Genomic DNA, 19381 nt, shown 5'->3' with positions numbered 1-19381 from the left:
ATTATAGTTAAGAGGCAAAGATGAAGGCGATTTTGAAAGATTCTGAGAACAGCATTCAAAAAGACAAAAAAACAGTAAATATCGTAAGAAAAATAAAAATAGTGAAAAACAGATATGTAAAAGAAGAATTACTGACAGGTTTTTATGAATATATAAAAAGAAATAATATAATAGAAGTAGTGAATGTAAAAAATGCGGATTTGATAGTATCTTTCGGAGGAGACGGAACTATTCTCGTAGCTGCAAAAGAAACTGTGAAAAAAGATATACCTGTATTAGCGGTAAATATGGGTACAGTAGGCTATATGGCGGAAATAAAGCCTGAAAATGCTGTAGAAATGCTTGAAAATTATCAGGAAAACAAGTGTATAATAGATGAAAGAGCATTTCTGGAAGTAGAATATAACGGTGAAATTTTTTATGCACTGAATGAGCTTCTGATTATAAAAGGAGGGCTTGTTTCTCATCTTATAAATGTGGAAGTTTATGCCAATGATATTATTGTGAATAAATATAGGGCAGACGGAGTAATTGTTGCGACACCTACAGGATCTACAGCTTATTCGCTTTCGGCAGGAGGGTCTATAGTTCATCCTAAACTGAATGCTTTGTCAATAACACCGTTATTGCCTCAAAGTCTTACAGCAAGACCGATTATAGTAAACGGAAATGATAAACTGAGTTTCAAAGTATACACGAGAGATAATGATGCTCATTTGAATATTGACGGGAGTGAATGTTTCAGAGTTACAGATACAGATGAAATAAAAGCAACATTATCCGAAAAAAAAGTAAAAATAATAAGAAGTGAAAATAGCGATTATTATAATATATTAAGAGAAAAACTTAAATGGGGAGATACATTTTAAAAATAAGGGGAATTTAAAAAATAAGGTGAGAGGATTTGAAATGCTGAGAGAGTTAAGATTAAATAATTTGGCAATAATAAAAAATATGGATTTGGAATTTAACAGTAATATGATTACTCTGACAGGAGAAACAGGAGCCGGGAAGTCAATAATACTGGACGGAATCTCTCTTCTTATAGGAGAAAGAAATCAAGCCGAGATGATAAGAACAGGAGAAGAAAGCCTTTTTGCAGAAGGTGTTTTTGATTTGAATGAAAATCAGATTAAAAGGCTTAATAAATTAGGATTTGAAATAGAAGATAATGAACTTATAATTTCAAGATATTTTGACAGAAACTCAAAGTCCAAAGTAACAGTGAACGGAATGAGAATAACTGTTACCAAATTAAAGGAACTTATGGGAAATGTGCTGGATTTGGTAGGACAGCATGAACATCAGTATTTATTGAATAAAAGTTACCATTTGAATCTGCTTGATAAATTTTTGGATAAAGACGGAATAGAATTATATAAAAAAATAAGAAAAAACGTAATGGGGTTAAAAAGTTTAAATGAAAAAATATCCGAAATGGAAGCAGAAAAATCAAAAATAATCGAAAAAAAGGATATATTTGAATTTCAAGTCAATGAAATAAATAATCTTGACTTAAAAGAAAATGAAGATAATGAACTGGAAGAAGAATATAAAATATTGTTTAATTCAGGAAAAATAGGTGAAAAACTGGGGAATTCTCTTCAAAGCCTGAAAGACGGGGAATATTCAGTTTTAAACTCTTTAGGCAGAGTGAGAAAAAATCTTGAACAATTATCGGGTATATCAGAAACATATTCGGAATTAAAAGAAAAAATAGAGAGTATAGTATATGATGTGGAAGATATATCTTATTCTATCGAGGCTTTTTCCCAGGAAACAAAGACGGATGATATGAGATTGGAAGCCGTTGTTCACAGAATAGACGAGATAAATAAATTGAAATTAAAATACGGTTCTACGATTGAAGAAATTCTTTCTTATAGAGATGAGATTCAGAAAAAACTTGCTTTTATAAGTTTTGAAAATAATGAATTGGAAGAACTTAAAAAACAAAAAAGAGAAAAAATCGAAGAATATTATAAAGATTGTGAAAAGTTAAGTAAATTGAGAAAAAATATTGCGAAAAAAATGGAAAGCACTATAGATACTCAGTTAAAAGATCTTAATATGGGAAATGCACAGTTTAAAGTGGAATTTAGTGAGAAATCCGCTATAAGTCCTAAAGGAAAAGATGATGCGGAATTTATGATGACAACCAATCCGGGAGAAAGTTTCAAGCCATTATCCAAAATAGCTTCAGGAGGAGAAGTTTCCCGTATAATGCTTGCATTAAAAACAGTATTTTCAAAAGTCGACAATATATCGGTATTGATATTTGACGAGATTGATACGGGAATTTCAGGGGAAACAGTGAGAAAAGTAGCAGAAAAACTGAAAGAACTGTCGGCAAATGTTCAGGTAATCTGTGTTACTCATTCGCCGCAAATTGCAGCCAAAGCAGAGCAGCAATTTTTCATAAAAAAAGAAATCGAAAATAATCTGACTGAAACGAAAGTCAGAGAACTGAATACCGAAGAACGTATAAGAGAAATAGCGAGAATAATATCCGGAGATAATATAACCGAAGCATCTATTGTTCACGCTAAAGAAATTATGGGGTTGTAATGGAAAATAACAATAAAATAATCGTTGAAGAAATTGAAAAAAAAAATAAGAAAGAAAATGAGAAAGAAAGTAAAATTGAAAGAGAAAATAATCTGTTTATAAAAGAGTTTTCTGATTATCTTTCTTTTGAAAAAGGAAGCTCGAAAAATACTGTTGCAGGATACGAAAGAGATCTGAAAATATTTTTTGATTATATTCAAAAATCGGCAACAGACATAAAGGAAGAAGATATTTATGAGTATATTGAAGAAATAAGCAGAGAACTGAAAAGGAATTCGGTACTTAGAAAAATAGCTTCGATAAGGACTTTTTACAAATTCTGTTATTTAAATAAAATGGTGAAAGAAGATCCGACAGGAATGATAAAAAGTCTGAAAAGAGAGAAAAGACTTCCTGAAGTTCTGAATCTGAAAGAAGTGAAAACTATTATAGATAATATTGGACATACTCCTGAAGGAATGAGGGACAGACTTATTATAAAATTTCTGATTGCGACAGGGGCAAGGGTTTCGGAAATACTCAATTTGAACATAAAAGATGTAGAAAATCAGGGATATGAGTTTATAAAAGTTTTGGGAAAAGGTTCTAAATATAGGATAGTACCTATTTATGAGAGTCTGGAAAATGAAATAAAAGACTATATATCCAATTACAGACCTAAACTTAAAGGAAGTGAAAATTCTTTTAAACTTTTTTCCGATACGAGAAGGGAAAATTTCTGGAAAAGATTAAAAAAAACTGCAAAAGATGCAGGAATAGAGAAAAATGTATATCCCCATATATTCAGACATTCGGTTGCGACAGTTCTTTTGAGTAACGGAGCCGATATAAGAATTGTTCAGGAAATATTAGGACATGCAAATATAAGCACTACAGAAATATATACACATGTAGAAAAGTCCGATTTGAAAAGGATTTACAATAAAATTAAAATCGGAGATGAATAAAAAATCATTGATATAAACGGTCAGGAGGAAAAATGGCTGCACAAAAAAAAGAAGAAAATAAAAAAAATATAATGCTGACGATATTGATCGTTCTGTGGGGAAGTATATTTCTTCTCATGAAGATGCATATAATAGGTGTCTATTCGGGAATGTTAATATTGATTCTACTTTATTTATACTTAAATTTTAACCTCATAAATCTCTATTTTGTAAGTAAAAGAACAACTTTTAAAATATATATTTTTATGTTGCTTGATTTGATTTATCTGCTGAGAGAGTCATTCAGTCTTTTTTCCATATTAATATATTTTGTGGCAATGGCAATTTTAATCTACCTTATAATGAAAGACGAAGGAAGAAATGAATTGCCTAAAATACTCGGATTTTCAGGGTTTTACACGATACTTAAAATAATATTTATTTCTATGTTTGTATTGTTGTAATATTAAAAAATTTTATCAAAAATAAAAAATTCGGATAATAAAAATTTTTATTTAAAAAATTCGGATTTTATGGTAAAATGCCTAGTGTGAATGGAGAAAAAAATGAAAAGTAATGGTAATGAGTCAAAAGCAGAGTTGATGAAAAATATTGAGAATTTCAAAGACAGAGTAAGAGAAATAAAACTCGAAAAAAATATATTTTTGGGAGAGTTTAAAGAAAGAGTATTGGCTGCTTTGACAAGAGAACAGGTGAAGGAAAAAGGAATTTATCCTGAAATAGAAAAAGCTTTGGAAAGTAAAGAAGCTAAAAAAATGATTATTTCAAGGGAAATGGATTTTAATGATATAAAAAAATATATAAATCTTGCTAAAAGTAAAAATATACCTTATAAAATGATAGACAGTCTGTTATATACAGGAGAAATAGGTCTTGTAGTAGCTTCTGACGATGCTTTGAGTGAGCCGCTTGAAAATCCGGTTGTAAAGACTAAAGAGGAAAAATTTAAAGAAAAAAATTTGCCGCCGATTTATTATAAATCCATAGGCAGTAAAATATGCGAATTTCACAGAGAAATAATAAAAAACGAGTTACCTGAATATGAACACAGTTATAAAGAAATAGGATTTATGGACTCTCTTCTCGGAACGAGATGTCCGATTTGCGAAAAATTAGGAGGAAAGAAACGTGGTTGACGGATTTAAAATCAAAGGAAAAACACCTTTAAACGGAACGATAAAAGTCAGTGGAGCTAAAAATGCAGCTCTTCCGATAATAATAGCTACATTGGTAGCAAGAGGAGAATATACTTTAAAAAATGTTCCTAATCTTAGAGATATCAGAATATTAATGAAACTTTTGGAAGATTTGGGAATGAAAACTGAAAAAGTTGATGAAACAACTTATAAAATAATAAATAACGGATTTAAGAGAAATGAAGCAAGTTATGAAATAGTAAAACAGATGAGAGCTTCTTTTTTAGTGATGGGACCTATGATTGCAAATCTTGAAGAGTCTGTAGTTTCACTTCCGGGAGGATGTGCGATAGGTTCAAGACCTGTAGATCTTCATTTGAAAGGATTTGAAGCTTTAGGAGCTGAAATAACAAGAGTTCACGGATATATTCATGCAAAATCCGATAAATTAAAAGGTGCGGAAATACCTTTGACTTTTCCGAGCGTAGGAGCAACACAAAACTTAATGATGGCAGCAGTTAAAATTCCGGGAAAAACTGTGATTTCAAATGCTGCAAGAGAGCCTGAGATTATTGATTTAGGGAACTTTTTAATCAAGATGGGAGCGAAAATAAACGGGCTTGGAACACCGAATATTGAAATAGAAGGAGTAGATGATCTTCACGGAGTGGAATATTCCATAATGCCTGATAGAATTGAAGCGGGAACATATGTTATAGCTTCACTTATTACCGAAGGAGATTTGAAAATTGAAAATATAAATCTTGAAGATTTGGGAGTATTCAGATCCGAATTGGAAGCTATGGGTGTAAAATTCGAGTATAACGGAAATGTTTTGACTGTAACGGGTAATTTAAAAGAATTGAAACCTTCAAAAATAAGAACAATGCCTCATCCGGGATTTCCTACGGATATGCAGCCTCAAATGATGTTGTTGCAGACATTGGTAAACGGAGTAAGCTCAATGGAAGAAACTGTGTTTGAAAACAGATTTATGCATGTGCCTGAGTTTAATAGAATGGGAGCCGATATAAGTATAAGACACGGAGTAGCTGTAATCAACGGAGGCTTACCTTTAACAGGAGCGGAAGTTATGTCTTCTGATTTGAGAGCGGGAGCGGCACTTGTACTTGCGGGACTTGCAGCAGACGGAGAAACTACTGTAAACAGAGTATATCATATAGACAGAGGATATGACAAACTTGAAGAAAAACTTAATGCAGTAGGTGCAAAAATTGAGAGAGTTAAGTTGGATATATAGGAAAGAAATTAGAAATTTTATCGAATAGATAAAGCTTATGAAAATCGGCTATTTATTTAGTCAATTTTTAAAAATTCGGATAAAAAAATGAGGGCAACTAAAACATTGTTTCAGTAAGCCCTCTTTTATAATATTTATTGAATTTTAAATTGTATAAATACAGGATCGTGATCGCTGAATGAACCCTGATCTATCGTAAATTCCGAGTTTATTCTTATAACATCTACATTGACCTGACCTTTGTATTTTTTGTTAATCATAATATTGTCAAGTGTTTGGGAAGCTCCCTGATAAACGTAAGAATATCTTTCATTCACGGGCAATTCGGATATAGTGTCTATCAATTCATCGCCGTTTATGTTTTTTATTGTTTGAGAAAATTCAAAATCATTCATATCTCCGAGAACTATTACAGTAGCTTTCGGATCGTTATTCAAGATACTTTTTACAAAATTGTTAATCTGTTTTCCCTGAGGATTTCTCACTTCTTCGGATTTTCTAATTACAGGATGGGAAGTTCCGTAAATTTTCTCGTCAAATCTTTTTGATTTTAAATGGTTTGCCAATACAAACAGATTTTGTCCTTTAAACTCAAATTGTGCAATTACAGGTTTTCTGACATCAGTCCATATTTCATCATTGTTTCCTATTCTTCCAGGATTGTATGTGAGTTGGACTTTATTTCCTTTTTTTACAACTTCCGTATCTTTTTGAGAATTTCCCTGATTGAATTTAACAGGTTTTACTCTGTCTTTTCTGTATAATATTACATTACGGATGTGCATTTCAGGCCATCCTCCGTCTTTTCCGTCAGTAGGATTTACAGTCATATATCCGTAATCTATGCCCGTTTTTTCTTTTATTGCATTTACAATAGCTTCTACATTATTTTTGGCAGTTACGACTTCGCTTTTTTTCTGACCGTCGTCATCTCCGACTTCTATTAAACCTAGTATATCAGGAGTTTGAAGCACTGTTGCAACCTGATTTGCCAGTTCTTTTACTCTTTCGGGACCGTCAACATGAGAAAAATTTTCGATATTATAAGAAACAACATTCAGCATTTCTTTGTCATATTTGTATTTATTTGTTTCTCTTGCAGTTTTTCCATCTGTTATTCCCGGAAAAGCCGATACAGGATACAGTCTGTATTCACTGTTTTCAAAATAAATAACACCTTCTATATCTCCGTTAAATTTATCTCCGGGATTAGGAGTCAGATTATTTTTAAATTTTCCGTTTTCAACTAAGTTCCATGAGGTTGTATTTATTGTTATTCTTTGAGTCTGTTCTTTTTCATAATTATTATATACAACTCCTCCGTTAATACTTCTTGTTTCAGCATACATTCCGTTACTCGGAACAACTGTTATATCTCCGTATTTTTCTTTAAATCCTGTTATTACAGGATCTTTAATTTTTACTAAAGTTCCTTCCAGTGATTCATAATAATCCATAGCATTATTTTTTATGTCAAGTACAGGATTATTGCCGTTTCTTACAGTTTTGGGAATTTCTTTTCCTGTAAGAATAACAGGAGTAACTTTGACATTTTCTTTTAAAACTTTGATTTTATCAGCTTGTATGGAAGTCGTAGCAGGTTGGGATTTGTCGATTTTACCGAAATATATTTCTTTTACCTCTCCTTCCAGTCTCACTAAATCACCTCTTTTTACTTCAACATCGGTTTTGTTTTCAATATAAATTCCTTCAGAAGTTCTGTCATCTTTATCAGGTTTTCGGGACTGTATAAAAAATCCGTTGTTGTCTTTACTTTTTTTCACGGCAGTTACTACACCTTCCACTTTTGTAACTCTCTTATTTTCCATAGTCGAATACATATTATCTCCCTGTATTTCGGAAATCGTTTCTCCAAGAGAAACTCCGGCTAAAATAGTAAACAAAGTTAAGAATATAATTTTTCTTTTCATTTGATTCATCATCTCCTTGATTTTTTATCTTATATATTATATCCCGAAAATATAATTTTTTATAATAATTAATAATTAAATTTTGATTTATAAACATAAAAATTAACACTTTAAATTGTTCTGTAAACCTTATTATTAGGATTATAAATAACAAAAATCAGAACATAAAACCGAGAAAATTAAAATAATAAACAAAAAAATATAAAAATAACTAAGTTAATAAAATAACTATTATTAATAATAAAGTGATTAAAGTAATTTATAAAAATTAAACATTTTGACTTGCTTTATTAAAAAAATGAGGTATACTTCAAATAAGAAAACAAAAATGTTCATACATTCAAATAATTTATTAGGAGGATTGACTATGGCAGAGAAGATGAAAGCGTTCGTAATGAAAAAAATAGGAGAAGTAGGGTGGATTGAAAAAGACAGACCTGCGTGCGGTCCGTTGGATGCAATTATAAAACCTTTGGCATTGGCTCCTTGTACATCCGATATTCACACAGTATATGAAGGCGGAGTCGGAGAACGTTTTGATATGGTATTGGGACATGAAGGTTGCGGAGAAGTAGTTGAAGTGGGAGAGTTGGTTAAAGACTTTAAACCTGGAGACAGAGTTTTGGTTACGGCTATAACTCCCGACTGGAATTCTGTTGAAGCTCAGGCAGGATATTCAATGCATTCGGGAGGAATGTTGGCAGGATGGAAATTCTCAAATGTTAAAGACGGAATGTTCGGAGAATATTTTCATGTAAATGATGCTGACGGAAACTTGGCATTGATACCTAAAGGAATGGATTACGGTGTAGCCTGCATGCTTAGTGATATGGTGCCTACAGGATTTCATGCTGCGGAATTGGCTGATGTTCAGTTCGGAGATGTTGTTGCAGTATTCGGATTAGGTCCTGTCGGACTTATGGGAGTTGCAGGAGCGGCATTGAAAGGTGCAGGAAGAATATTTGCGGTAGATTCAAGAGAACAGGTAATTCCTATTGCAAAAGCCTACGGAGCAACTGATATTATAGACTTTAAAAAAGCACCTACAGAAGATCAGATTATGGAATTGACAGATGGAAAAGGTGTAGATAAAGTTATTATTGCCGGAGGAGATCAAAGATTATTTGAAACAGCAATGAAAATCCTAAAACCGGGGGGAAGATTAGGAAATGTGAACTATTTGGGAAGCGGAGAATACATTCAGGTTCCGAGAGTGGAATGGGGAGCAGGAATGGGACATAAATTTATTCACGGAGGATTAATGCCGGGCGGAAGATTAAGACTTGAAAAACTTGCAAGATTAATCGAATTCGGTAAATTGGATCCGGGATTAATGATTACTCACAGATTCGACGGATTTGAAAATGTAGAAAAAGCATTGGAATTAATGAGAACTAAAGCGGACGGAGTAATCAAACCTGTTGTTTATATGACATCACAAAGAGTAAATGAATAATAGTTTTTAAATAAGGGATTGTATTTCGACAGATTATAATTTTATAATTATTATGGCGGGAAATAATATTAATCCCGAACTCCCGTTTTATCGTAGTAGTCGTAGAAGCCAAAACTGCAGTAACGGGAGTTTTTTAAAATATTATTTTATTAAAAAAATACCACTTATATTAACGGAGAAAAATATGAAAGTACTTGTAATTTCAGGTTTTCTGGGAGCCGGAAAAACGACATTTATAAAACAGATGATAAAAGCTACAAACAGAGAATATGTCATTTTTGAAAATGAGTTCGGAGATGTGAACATAGACGGAGAAATATTGAAAAAGTCGGTAAATCAGGACAAAACTGAAAATGAAGAGATAAATGTTTGGGAATTATCCAGTGGATGTGCCTGTTGCAGTACAAAAGCCGATTTTATGTCATCGCTTTTAGTAATTGATAATACTTTAAATCCTGACTTTCTTATTGTCGAGCCTTCAGGAATAGCATTGTTGAGCAATATACTGAATAATGTGAAAAAAATCGGATACGAAAGAATAGAATTACTTGCTCCGATTACTGTAATTGATGCTCAGACATATTTTAAATATAAAAGTAAATATGCTGAAGTATTTTTGGATCAGATAAGTGTATCTACCCATATTCAGCTGTCAAAAATAGAAAATTTGTCCGATGATGAACTGAAATTAATAGCTGATGATATAAAAACGATAAATAATACTGCAAATATTTACATAGGGGATTATCATAAAGCTGATACTGATTATTGGAACGGATTGTTCAGCGGAGAGCTTATAAAACCTGATTCTGATGAGATAAAAATTGTAAAAAGTAAAATGAAAAATGTTACTTTTAGAGATGCACATATAAGAGATATGAGAGCGGCATTGTTTTTTCTTGATAAAATAATATTTAATTATTACGGTGAAATAAACAGGGGAAAAGGTGTTTTTAAAACTCCTGATTATAATATACATTTTGATTTGGTCGATAAAAACTACAGTATGTATTTTTCTCAGGAAGAAGCTGAAAACAGTGTTGTTTTCATAGGTCCGGAGATTGATAAAGAGTTGCTGATAAAAGAATTGGAGAAAATGGGGGAAATAATTATATAAACAAAGTAAGGGTGGTGAAATATATGCCCTTTTTAAGTATTTAAAAATATAGTAGAAAAAAAGTAGGAAATGAATTATAATAAAGAAAAAGCAGGGAGAAATATGATGGAAAAAATAATAGGAATAAATCCGGTAATGGAAGTTTTGAAATCGGATAAAAATATTGAAAAAATAGAAGTGTATAAAGGAATTAAAAAAGATACGATAAAAGAAATACTGAATCTTGCGAGTAAAAGAAATATAAAAATATTTTATACAGACAGAAGAACGGAAAATTCTCAAGGTGTAGTTGCATTGGTTTCTGAATTTGACTATTATTTGGAATTAACTGAATTTTTTGAAAAAGTATTGGCAAAAGATAAGTCCATAGTAGTAATTTTGGATCAAATACAGGATCCGAGAAATTTCGGAGCGATAATAAGAAGTGCCGAGTGTTTCGGAGTAGACGGAATTGTAATACAGGACAGAAACAATGTAAAAGTAACAGAAACCGTAGTAAAATCATCTACAGGAGCAATAGAACATGTAGATATTATAAAAGTTACAAATATTTCCGATACAATAGACAAATTTAAAAAGTACGGATATAAAGTCTATGGAGCGGAAGCAGACGGAGAAAATCTTTATTATGAGGAAAGTTATCCTAAGAAAGTGTGTCTTGTTTTGGGAAGTGAAGGAAACGGAATGAGAAAAAAAGTAAGAGAACATTGTGATAAAACACTAAAAATACATTTAAAAGGGCAAATAAACTCGCTGAATGTATCTGTTGCAGGAGGAATAATACTGGCTGAAATGAGTAAATAGATGGGTAAAAATGAATGTTTTTAGGCTATTTTAGATAATGAATTATCTGGATATTTTTGTTTAACAAGAAATGGGGAAATAATAGAAATCGGGTTAGGATTAAAACCGGATTTGTGCGGTAAAAATAGAGGATTAGGTAAAGGATTTGTAACGCAATTAGTAAATTTTGTTTATAAAAATTTTGAATTTGATAAATTGATTTTAAATGGAGCTATAAAAGTGTATCATTCATGTGGCTTTAGAGATGTTGAAATATTTAATCAGAAAAGTAACGGAGGAATTTATCCGTTTTTAAGAATGGAAAAAAGTAAATAAATTTGAAGTTGAGAATTTAAATTAACTGAAATAAAAAGGGGGAGGGAGATTAAATTATCAAAAGTTAAAAAAGAAAATATTGGAGTAAAAGGAATTTTAATTCAAGTTTATACCGAAGATTTCAGAAATGATCATATAAGTCTTACGGATATTACGAAATATAAAAGTGATGAACCCAATGATGTGATTAGAAATTGGATGAGAAACAGAAATACGCTAGAATACATAGCTTATAGAAGATTTTAAATAACCCGATTTTTAACTGCGTGCAATTTGATACATTTAAAATAGTAATTGCTATGTAATTTGCTTTGTAGATTTCGCTATAATTTAAGCTGTATATTATTCAGAATTATAAAAGACTGAAATCTGATAAAAATTATAGACTTTCTATTGATTGGAATTTATAAAAAAATATCGAAAATCAATTATAAAATTCATATAGAAGATATAAAAGATATATTCAAAATATAATATTCTAAGACTAAATAGGCTTAAAAAATAATAACAGTAGAGGAATTAAATTTTCTTTTACTGTTATTTTTAATATGAAAGCAAAATTGAAACTTATTGTATGTAGACTAATTGTATAAATAAAATTATAATATGAATACTTTTGGAGGTTAATTATTATGGAAATTTTGGAAACATTTGCTTCTAATGTAAAAAAATATAGGATAAAATCAGGATTTTCTCAAGAAAAATTAGCAGAAAAAACAGGATTACATCGTACTTATATCAGTGATATTGAATGTTGTCGACGAAGTATATCTCTAAAGAACATTCAACTTATTTCTAATGCTTTAGGAGTAGAGACTTATCAACTTTTTTTAAAGGAGGAAAAAAAATAATGGAAACATCAGACTTAGAAAAAATAAGAGATATTTTATTACAACATAGTGGGAAAAGTAATGTAATTTCAGCAAAAAAAATCAGCAAATCATTAGGTTTTCCTATGGAAGATACTCAATCCTTATGTAGGGATAAAATACATGAGACAGCTGAAAGGTTTGAATTATCTGTATGTTCTTGTAGTAAAGGTTATTTTATTACAAGTAGCGACGAAGAATTAAAAGAATATGAGGATAATATTCAAAAAAGAATTAATGGAATGAAGAAAAACCTAAATATTGCAAAGCAAAATTTTAAAGGAGCTTGAATGAAATTTACTATAAAAAATGAAAAAATTCAAAAAATTAATGAAAATATAAAAACAGAGTTTCCTAAATATGTAACTCAACTAATTAATTGTGCAAATCAAAATGCTCAAGGTACTCGTCCTAAAGTAGTTGGGCAATTGTCTGAACTTTTTCCTGAATATAGGGAAGATAATGACAATATCTCAATTGAAAGTTGGGAAAATTGGTATTGCAGTCACTATCCAAATGCAATAGAAGAAGCAACGGATAAAATTTTTGCTCAGATTAATAAATTAAAAGAAGTGATAACTCTCATAGATAGAAATATGATAAAAAAATGGGTTAAAGATTTAGTTATAAATAAAACTTATAATGGTATGTATATTCAAAAAGCTATACTTGCAACTATTGCAGAAAAAAACAATGTTAAATATAGATTAGCTGACTCACATGAAGAATCAAAAAATATAGATGGTTATGTGGGAAATACTCCATATTCTATAAAACCAACTTCTTATAAAAATATGGAACAATTATCTGAAACTATAAATGTAAAAATAATCTATTACGAAAAGAAAAAGGATGGTTTATATATTGAAGTTGAAGATTGAGAAAATAAAACAAAGGGTTATCTCAAAATACAAAAAAATAGAAGAAATTCGGATTATAAGATAACCCCTTGTCAATATTATACTTTTAAAGATTTTAGGAATTTGGTTTTATGTATATAATCATAGCTTAAATCTATATTTACAAATCCACTTCTAATTAAATGATTATTTATAAATGTTTTATTATCAAGATAAACATAACAAAGAAGATTATTTTTTGTATCATATTTAATTTCATCATATTGTAAATATATTTTTCTTTTATTAAATTTATTTTTTAAAAAATTTACTGCATCTTCAATAAAAGCCTTATTTTCTTTTATTCCTATTAATTTGATAATTTGACCATTATTTAGCATTAATTTTTCAGGTGATATTATTTTTTTTACATTAAAATATTGTTTCTTTATTTTAAGTTGATTATCAATTTTTGAGCCAAATTGAATCTTTTTGATATCTATTTTTTTATCTAAATTATGTGGGTCAAAAAATAGATATGGAAGTTCTTTAAATGAAACATCGTTATTTATTTCATCTTCAAAAAAGATAATTTCATCTTGATCATAAATTTTCATTTTGTTATTTTCTAATTTTTCTTTTATAATTGAAGCAAATTCAGTATTAATTTCGTAGCCTATTGAATTTCTATTTAGGTTTTTTGCAGCTAAAGAAGTAGTTCCACTCCCAAGAAAAGGATCTAAAACAGTTTCGCCTTCAAATGAAAACATTTTGATTAATCTTTTTGGAAGTTCTTCAGGAAACATTGCTATATGTTCTTTTTGTTTAACGCCTTTAAAATACCAATGTGAAGAAAAATATTCTTTCCATTCTTCTTTCGTTAATAATGAATTTTCCTTTTGCTTAGGCATAGGTTTAGGAGCATTCCCTAATTTTTTGAATATTAAGATAAATTCATAATCCATTTTTAAAATACCATTTCTTGGATAAGGGAAACTTCCCATAATTGCTCCACCGCCAGTTGTATTCATAGTTGTAGTTTTTTGCCAAATTATAGCACCCATATAATCCATTCCTAATGTTTCACAAAATCGTATAATTTCAGTTCGAATGGGAATTACTTTATATCTTCCGTAATAAACCGAACGTGCGAATTGATCTCCTATATTTATACACATTCTACAACCATCAGATAAAACTCTGTAACATTCTTTCCAAACTAAATTAAGATTATTTATATATTCTTCGTAACTATCATTAAATCCTATTTGCTCCAAAGTTCCGTAATCTTTCAGTTGCCAATAAGGAGGTGAAGTAATGATTAATTGGACAGACTTATCAGAAACTTGATTTAGAGTTCTACTATCACCAAATATTATTTTATGTTGTGTCATAATTATTCCCTTTCTAATTTATATAATATTATTTTACTTTGCAATATATAATATGTCAATAATTATTTTATAGTCTTTAAAAAAGTCTGGAAAAATCCAGTCTTTTTTAGTATAATGTTATTATAAATGAAAATAACGGAGGAAAACAATGATAAAGGAGTATAAACCTGAGGAAATTGAAAAAAAGTGGCAGGAAAAATGGCAAGAAAAAAATTTGTTTAAAAGTGAAAATAAAGTTGACGGAAAAGAAAATTATTACGTACTGGAAATGTTTGCATATCCGTCAGGGAAACTGCATGTGGGGCATTTGAGAAATTATGCCATAGGAGATGCAGTTGCGAGATATAAGAAAATGAGAGGATTTAATATTTTGCATCCTTTCGGCTGGGACAGTTTCGGACTTCCTGCTGAAAATGCGGCTATTGATAATGGAGCTCATCCGGGAAAATGGACAAAAGCCAATATTGACAATATGAGAAGACAAATGAAATTAATGGGACTTTCTTATGACTGGGATAGAGAAATAAGTACGTATACCCCTGAATATTATAAATGGAATCAGTTATTTTTTATAGAAATGTATAAAAAAGGACTTGTGTATAAGAAAAAATCTTATGTAAACTGGTGTCCTGATTGTAATACAGTATTGGCAAATGAACAGGTGGAAAACGGAAAATGTTGGAGACACTCGAAAACAGACGTAATTCAGAAAGAATTATCCCAATGGTATTTAAAAATTACCGATTATGCGGAAGAGTTACTGACAGGGCATGAGGAATTAAGAGGACATTGGCCTGAACAGGTTCTTGCAATGCAGAAAAACTGGATAGGAAAGTCTACAGGAAGTGAAGTGGATTTTGTTCTTGATTATAAATTCGATGTGGAAAAACAGGATAAAGAAAGCAACCTTAATATAGGGGAAAACGGAGAAATACTGTTGCCTGTATTTACAACGAGAGCAGATACCTTATATGGAGTAACTTATGCTGTTGTAGCACCTGAACATCCTGTTGTAGAGGAAATTATACTGAAAAAAAATCCGTCTTTAAAAGAACAGATTGATAAAATGATAAACGAGGATAAAATAAACCGTACAGCCGAAGACAAAGAAAAAGAGGGAATGTTTACAGGGCTTTATGTTATAAATCCTGTTAACAATGAAAAAATACCTTTGTGGATAGGAAACTACGTTTTAATGGATTACGGAACAGGAGCAGTTATGGCAGTTCCTGCTCATGACGAGAGAGATTTTCTTTTCGCGAAAAAGTATGATCTTCCGATAAGAATCGTTATAAATCCTGTAGATAAAGACGGAAATGTTGAAAAATTAAGTGTTGAAGGCATGGAAAAGGCATTTACATTTGAGGGAATAATGGTTAATTCAGGAGAATTTGACGGAGTAAAAAATAAAGAAGCGAAAGTAAAAATTACGGAAAAACTTGAAAAAGAGGGAAAAGGTAAAAAGACTGTAAATTATAGACTGCACGATTGGTTAATAAGCAGACAGAGATACTGGGGAACACCTATTCCTGTAATTTATGATGAAGACGGAAATATTTATTTAGAAGAAAAAGAAAATCTTCCTGTAAAATTACCGACAGACATTGAGTTTAGCGGAAAAGGAAATCCTCTTGAAACTTCCGAAGAATTTAAAAATGTAATTTTGCCTAACGGGAAAAAAGGAAGAAGAGAAACCGATACAATGGATACTTTTGTGGATTCTTCGTGGTATTATTTGAGATATTTGGATTCACACAATGCCGAAAAACCTTTTACAAAGGAAAATGCTGACAGCTGGACTCCTGTAAATCAATATATAGGGGGAATAGAGCATGCCGTAATGCACCTGCTTTATGCGAGATTTTTCCATAAAGCATTGAGAGATATGGGCTATGTAAGTACAAATGAGCCGTTCAAAAGACTGCTCACTCAGGGAATGGTGTTGGGACCTTCTTATTATTCTCAAAATGAAAGAAAATATTATTTCCCTAAAGATGTGGAAGTGAAAGACGGAAAAGCATTCTCCAAAGAAACAGGAGAAGAACTTGCAACAAAAGTCGAAAAAATGAGTAAATCCAAAAATAACGGGGTAGATCCTGAAGAAATAGTTAAAGATTATGGGGCCGACCCTGCGAGAGTGTTTACACTGTTTGCGGCACCGCCTGAAAAAGAACTGGAATGGAATATGAACGGACTTGCGGGAGCATACAGATTTATAAACAGATTGTATTTATTGATATCGGACAGTTTTGAGTTTGCCGATAAAAGTGCAGAAAAAGAAAATAATTACGGTATTGATTTGAGTAAAAGAAACGAAAAAGACGAAGAAATACAGAAAAAATTACATCAGACAATTAAAAAAGTTACCGAAAGTATAGAAGATGATTTCCATTTTAATACAGCGATAGCAGCTGTTATGGAATTGCTGAACGATATGACTGCATATAAACAGGAAGTGATCGATAAAAATAATATATCTTCCGAATCTAAAAAAATATGGAAAGAAGTTCTTGATAAAGTCATACTGTTAATTTCACCTTTTGCTCCTCATATAGCTGATGAGTTGTGGGAAATAACAGGAAAAAAAACTTTCACTTTTGAAGAAGAATGGCCTGAATTTAATGAAGAACTGACAAAAGAAAATAAAATAAATCTTGTAATTCAGATAAATGGAAAAGTACGGGATATGGTGCCTGTAACGATAGGGCTTTCTAAAGAGGAAAGTGAGAAACTGGCTTTTGCTTCGGAAAAAACGAAAAAATTTACTGAAGGAAAAGAAATTGTGAAAGTAATAGTTGTGCCGAATAAACTTGTAAATATTGTAGTGAAATAAAAATATAATAAAGAGGCGAATTGACATGAAAAAAATGTTTTTGTTGTTTTTAGTGTTTTCTTTGGTATCTTTTGGAGGATATAAGGAAAATTTGGAAAAAAGAATGAAAATGATAGAAAAAGGTATTAATAAAGATACAGGAAGTACTGCCGAAGCTGTTGATGAACAAGTAAAACTATATGAAGCATGGGATAAAGAACTGAATATTGTTTATAAAAAACTTATAAATAAAATTGAAGAAATAGAGAAAAAATACGGTGAGGAATACAAAGGATTTAAGGCTTCCCTTATCAAAACTCAGAAATCATGGATAGAGTTCAGAGATAATGAAGCGGACTTCAGTCAAAGACCATTCGGCAGAGGAAGTATGGGAAGAGTAGTCCGTGCAGGAACAAGATCTGAAATGACAAAAGACAGAACTTTGGAACTTGCAGAATATTATGATGAAGTTTCGGAATTTTAGAAAAAAGAATGGAAAGAGTTTCAGAATCTAAAAATTATATTTTGAGACTCTTTTTGGGGAATGTCAAAGATTATTAAAAGATTGGACTATTATGAAAACAGTTAAAATATATGAACAAAATAAAAAATCAGGACTAAAACTTGAAGATGAATTAAAAAAAATAAAAGATAATAAAATCAGTATAAAAAAGTTGTTTGAAAAATACAATGGAAATTATGAAAAAATTGATTTAGATTGGGACAGCGTAATAGGAAAAGAAACATTACAATAAAAATCAAAAGCAGAAAAACCTGAAAGAGAGAAAAATGATCAACAATAAAGATAATAAAAAAGTAATAGTAGGAATGAGCGGCGGCATAGACAGTTCTGTTGCCGCTCTTTTGCTAAAAAATGAGGGATATGAAGTGATAGGTGTAACGCTTAAACATTTGCCTGACGAACTGTCTGAAAATCCTGGAAAAACATGCTGCTCGCTGGACGATATATCCGATGCAAAAATGACCTGCTATACTTTAGGTATTCCTCATTATACGATAAATGTAGTGGAAGAATTTCAAAGAGAAGTAATGGACTATTTTATAAAAATGTATAATGAAGGGAAAACGCCTTCTCCCTGTATAATTTGCGATGAAAAAGTGAAAATAAAAAAACTTGTGGATTTTGCGAATAAAACAGGAGTAAAGTATATAGCGACAGGACATTATTCCAAAAAGAGTATAAATAATCTGCTTTTATGGGATGAAGACAATACCAAAGATCAGTCTTATATGCTATATCGCTTGGATAAATCGGTAATTGAAAGATTTCTGTTTCCTTTGTCGGAATATGAAAAACCTAGAGTCAGACAAATTGCCAAAGAGAACGGCATTCATACACATGCAAAGCCTGACAGTCAGGGAATATGCTTTGCTCCTGACGGCTATATATCCTTTCTGAAAAAAATGCTTGGAGATTCAGTAAAAAAAGGAAATTTTATAGATAAAAACGGCAAAATAATCGGAGAACACATAGGCTATCAGTTTTATACTGTGGGACAAAGACGGGGATTGGGACTGAATCTAGGAAGACCTTTTTTCATTTCGGAAATTCGACCCGAAACAAATGAAATAGTAATAGGCGATTTTGAAGAACTGCTTATTGATGAAATAGAAATAATAAATTACAAATTTCATTATGAAATAGCCGATTTGATTGGAAAAGATCTTACAGCCCGACCGAGATTTTCTTCAAAAGGACTGAAAGGAAAACTTTTGCTGAAAATCGAAAAAAATGACGAGTTGCAAAAACAAAGACTGTATTTTAAATTTGAAAAGAAAACACACGAAAATTCCGAGGGACAGCATATAGTTTTTTATTTGGATAATGAGCTTATAGGCGGAGGAGAAATAAAGAAAATTTAAGACTAATCATTTATATAAAAAATAGTTTCTATATTTATAATTAATTTT

General features: G+C 30.8%; 19 protein-coding genes. 17 read left to right on the top strand and 2 right to left on the bottom strand.

The window, feature by feature from the left end; translation table 11 throughout:
* The first annotated feature begins 20 nt into the window (after positions 1-20).
* The 6 genes from FVE72_RS08030 to murA all read left to right on the top strand — a co-directional run bounded on the left by FVE72_RS08030 (position 21) and on the right by murA (position 5912).
* Positions 21-869 (top strand): NAD(+)/NADH kinase, encoded by an 849-nt coding sequence (locus FVE72_RS08030; RefSeq protein WP_026737936.1) that lies wholly within the window; start codon positions 21-23, stop codon positions 867-869.
* Positions 870-909: 40 nt separating this feature from the next.
* A complete protein-coding gene (recN, locus tag FVE72_RS08025; protein WP_026737935.1) occupies positions 910-2568 on the top strand; it encodes a DNA repair protein RecN in 1659 nt (552 codons plus the stop codon).
* On the top strand, positions 2568-3515 hold the full coding sequence (gene xerA / locus FVE72_RS08020; RefSeq protein ID WP_051411772.1) for a site-specific tyrosine recombinase/integron integrase: 948 nt from the start codon (positions 2568-2570) through the stop codon (positions 3513-3515). The genes recN and xerA overlap by 1 nt, the downstream gene beginning before the upstream one ends.
* 32 nt (positions 3516-3547) lie before the next feature.
* Positions 3548-3958 (top strand): hypothetical protein, encoded by a 411-nt coding sequence (locus FVE72_RS08015; RefSeq protein WP_006807162.1) that lies wholly within the window; start codon positions 3548-3550, stop codon positions 3956-3958.
* 102 nt (positions 3959-4060) lie between these two features.
* Positions 4061-4651 (top strand): YueI family protein, encoded by a 591-nt coding sequence (locus FVE72_RS08010; RefSeq protein ID WP_006807151.1) that lies wholly within the window; start codon positions 4061-4063, stop codon positions 4649-4651.
* Positions 4644-5912 carry a UDP-N-acetylglucosamine 1-carboxyvinyltransferase gene (murA, locus tag FVE72_RS08005; protein WP_026737933.1) on the top strand — a complete coding sequence of 423 codons (1269 nt, stop codon included), beginning with the start codon at positions 4644-4646 and terminating at the stop codon, positions 5910-5912. The genes FVE72_RS08010 and murA overlap by 8 nt, the downstream gene beginning before the upstream one ends.
* Before the next feature lie 134 nt (positions 5913-6046).
* Here the strand turns inward: murA and FVE72_RS08000 are convergent, their stop codons facing one another.
* Positions 6047-7843 (bottom strand): endonuclease/exonuclease/phosphatase family protein, encoded by a 1797-nt coding sequence (locus FVE72_RS08000; RefSeq protein ID WP_026737932.1) that lies wholly within the window; start codon positions 7841-7843, stop codon positions 6047-6049.
* A gap of 367 nt (positions 7844-8210) precedes the next feature.
* Here FVE72_RS08000 and FVE72_RS07995 point away from each other — a divergent pair, with 367 nt between their 5' ends.
* The 7 genes from FVE72_RS07995 to FVE72_RS07960 all read left to right on the top strand — a co-directional run bounded on the left by FVE72_RS07995 (position 8211) and on the right by FVE72_RS07960 (position 13285).
* The gene (locus tag FVE72_RS07995) at positions 8211-9299 is read left to right on the top strand and encodes an NAD(P)-dependent alcohol dehydrogenase (protein WP_006806469.1); all 1089 of its coding nucleotides are present in this window, start codon (positions 8211-8213) and stop codon (positions 9297-9299) included.
* Between the two features lie 184 nt (positions 9300-9483).
* Positions 9484-10416: a GTP-binding protein gene (locus FVE72_RS07990; RefSeq protein ID WP_026737930.1), complete on the top strand. Its 933-nt coding sequence runs from the start codon at positions 9484-9486 to the stop codon at positions 10414-10416.
* Positions 10417-10521: 105 nt separating this feature from the next.
* The gene (rlmB, locus tag FVE72_RS07985) at positions 10522-11220 is read left to right on the top strand and encodes a 23S rRNA (guanosine(2251)-2'-O)-methyltransferase RlmB (protein ID WP_026737929.1); all 699 of its coding nucleotides are present in this window, start codon (positions 10522-10524) and stop codon (positions 11218-11220) included.
* Positions 11221-11331: 111 nt separating this feature from the next.
* The gene (locus tag FVE72_RS07980) at positions 11332-11535 is read left to right on the top strand and encodes a hypothetical protein (protein WP_051411771.1); all 204 of its coding nucleotides are present in this window, start codon (positions 11332-11334) and stop codon (positions 11533-11535) included.
* A gap of 632 nt (positions 11536-12167) precedes the next feature.
* Positions 12168-12386, top strand: coding sequence for a helix-turn-helix domain-containing protein (locus tag FVE72_RS07970; protein ID WP_026737928.1), 219 nt, complete (start codon positions 12168-12170; stop codon positions 12384-12386).
* Positions 12386-12694 (top strand): hypothetical protein, encoded by a 309-nt coding sequence (locus FVE72_RS07965; protein WP_026737927.1) that lies wholly within the window; start codon positions 12386-12388, stop codon positions 12692-12694. Before FVE72_RS07970 ends, FVE72_RS07965 begins: the two co-directional genes overlap by 1 nt.
* Positions 12695-13285, top strand: a complete 591-nt coding sequence (locus FVE72_RS07960) for an MjaI family restriction endonuclease (RefSeq protein ID WP_026737926.1) — start codon at positions 12695-12697, stop codon at positions 13283-13285.
* Positions 13286-13362: 77 nt separating this feature from the next.
* Here FVE72_RS07960 and FVE72_RS07955 read toward each other — a convergent pair whose 3' ends face one another.
* Positions 13363-14637, bottom strand: a complete 1275-nt coding sequence (locus FVE72_RS07955) for a DNA-methyltransferase (RefSeq protein WP_036056163.1) — start codon at positions 14635-14637, stop codon at positions 13363-13365.
* A gap of 148 nt (positions 14638-14785) precedes the next feature.
* On the opposite strand from FVE72_RS07955, the gene leuS reads away from it, so the two are divergent.
* The 4 genes from leuS to mnmA all read left to right on the top strand — a co-directional run bounded on the left by leuS (position 14786) and on the right by mnmA (position 19333).
* Entirely contained in the window at positions 14786-17470 is a 2685-nt protein-coding gene (leuS, locus tag FVE72_RS07950; protein WP_081724199.1) for a leucine--tRNA ligase, read from the top strand.
* 25 nt (positions 17471-17495) lie between these two features.
* On the top strand, positions 17496-17933 hold the full coding sequence (locus FVE72_RS07945) for a lysozyme inhibitor LprI family protein (RefSeq protein WP_026737923.1): 438 nt from the start codon (positions 17496-17498) through the stop codon (positions 17931-17933).
* A gap of 91 nt (positions 17934-18024) precedes the next feature.
* Complete coding sequence (locus tag FVE72_RS07940; RefSeq protein ID WP_036056161.1) at positions 18025-18204, top strand: hypothetical protein; 180 nt, start codon at positions 18025-18027, stop codon at positions 18202-18204.
* Positions 18205-18238: 34 nt separating this feature from the next.
* The gene (gene mnmA, locus FVE72_RS07935; protein ID WP_026737922.1) at positions 18239-19333 is read left to right on the top strand and encodes a tRNA 2-thiouridine(34) synthase MnmA; all 1095 of its coding nucleotides are present in this window, start codon (positions 18239-18241) and stop codon (positions 19331-19333) included.
* Positions 19334-19381 lie beyond the last annotated feature (48 nt).

The organism is Pseudoleptotrichia goodfellowii, from assembly GCF_007990505.1.
GTDB classification, from domain to species: Bacteria; Fusobacteriota; Fusobacteriia; order Fusobacteriales; family Leptotrichiaceae; genus Pseudoleptotrichia; species Pseudoleptotrichia goodfellowii.
This window is presented reverse-complemented; position numbering and strand designations above follow the sequence as displayed.

Coding starts and splice junctions, on each gene's coding strand:
- FVE72_RS07940 (WP_036056161.1), top strand. CDS start 18,025: ATGAAAACAGTTAAAATATATGAACAAAATAAAAAATCAGGACTAAAA.
- leuS (WP_081724199.1), top strand. CDS start 14,786: ATGATAAAGGAGTATAAACCTGAGGAAATTGAAAAAAAGTGGCAGGAA.
- mnmA (WP_026737922.1), top strand. CDS start 18,239: ATGATCAACAATAAAGATAATAAAAAAGTAATAGTAGGAATGAGCGGC.
- FVE72_RS07945 (WP_026737923.1), top strand. CDS start 17,496: ATGAAAAAAATGTTTTTGTTGTTTTTAGTGTTTTCTTTGGTATCTTTT.
- xerA (WP_051411772.1), top strand. CDS start 2,568: ATGGAAAATAACAATAAAATAATCGTTGAAGAAATTGAAAAAAAAAAT.
- FVE72_RS07970 (WP_026737928.1), top strand. CDS start 12,168: ATGGAAATTTTGGAAACATTTGCTTCTAATGTAAAAAAATATAGGATA.
- FVE72_RS07955 (WP_036056163.1), bottom strand. CDS start 14,637: ATGACACAACATAAAATAATATTTGGTGATAGTAGAACTCTAAATCAA.
- FVE72_RS08000 (WP_026737932.1), bottom strand. CDS start 7,843: ATGAAAAGAAAAATTATATTCTTAACTTTGTTTACTATTTTAGCCGGA.
- FVE72_RS07990 (WP_026737930.1), top strand. CDS start 9,484: ATGAAAGTACTTGTAATTTCAGGTTTTCTGGGAGCCGGAAAAACGACA.
- FVE72_RS07995 (WP_006806469.1), top strand. CDS start 8,211: ATGGCAGAGAAGATGAAAGCGTTCGTAATGAAAAAAATAGGAGAAGTA.
- FVE72_RS07965 (WP_026737927.1), top strand. CDS start 12,386: ATGGAAACATCAGACTTAGAAAAAATAAGAGATATTTTATTACAACAT.
- recN (WP_026737935.1), top strand. CDS start 910: ATGCTGAGAGAGTTAAGATTAAATAATTTGGCAATAATAAAAAATATG.
- FVE72_RS07960 (WP_026737926.1), top strand. CDS start 12,695: ATGAAATTTACTATAAAAAATGAAAAAATTCAAAAAATTAATGAAAAT.
- FVE72_RS08030 (WP_026737936.1), top strand. CDS start 21: ATGAAGGCGATTTTGAAAGATTCTGAGAACAGCATTCAAAAAGACAAA.
- FVE72_RS08010 (WP_006807151.1), top strand. CDS start 4,061: ATGAAAAGTAATGGTAATGAGTCAAAAGCAGAGTTGATGAAAAATATT.
- rlmB (WP_026737929.1), top strand. CDS start 10,522: ATGGAAAAAATAATAGGAATAAATCCGGTAATGGAAGTTTTGAAATCG.
- FVE72_RS08015 (WP_006807162.1), top strand. CDS start 3,548: ATGGCTGCACAAAAAAAAGAAGAAAATAAAAAAAATATAATGCTGACG.